Origin of the sequence: Micromonospora sp. NBRC 101691 (assembly GCF_030269285.1) — a bacterium.
GTDB lineage: Bacteria > Actinomycetota > Actinomycetes > Mycobacteriales > Micromonosporaceae > Micromonospora > Micromonospora echinospora.
Genome location: NZ_BSTB01000060.1, coordinates 1 through 473, shown reverse-complemented (window position 1 = coordinate 473; position 473 = coordinate 1). Strand labels below are relative to the sequence as shown.

Here is a 473-nt window from a genome sequence, read left to right as displayed (position 1 = left end):
GTGGTGCGGGGTACGGCGGTGAACCAGGATGGTGCGTCGAACGGTTTGACTGCGCCGAATGGTCCGTCGCAGCAGCGGGTGATCCGGCAGGCTCTCGCCAACGCCCGCCTGGGTGTCGCTGATGTCGACGTGGTGGAGGCGCACGGTACGGGGACGACGCTGGGTGATCCGATCGAGGCGCAGGCGTTGCTGGCCACGTACGGCCAGGACCGGACCGAGCCGCTGTTGCTCGGTTCGGTGAAGTCGAACATCGGGCATACGCAGGCGGCTGCGGGTGTTGCCGGGATCATCAAGTCGGTGTTGGCGATGCGGCATGGTGTGGTGCCGGCGTCGTTGCATGTGGATGTGCCGTCGTCGAGGGTGGACTGGTCGGCGGGTGCGGTGGAGTTGGTGACCGAGGTTCGGCCGTGGCCGGTGGTGGATCGGCCGCGTCGGGTGGCGGTGTCGTCGTTCGGTATCTCCGGTACCAACGC

The 473-nt window shown here is 67.7% G+C and carries 1 pseudogene; it reads left to right on the top strand.

What is annotated here, in order from left to right:
- Window positions 1-473: pseudogene (locus QSK20_RS31945) on the top strand (polyketide synthase); the annotation flags it as partial.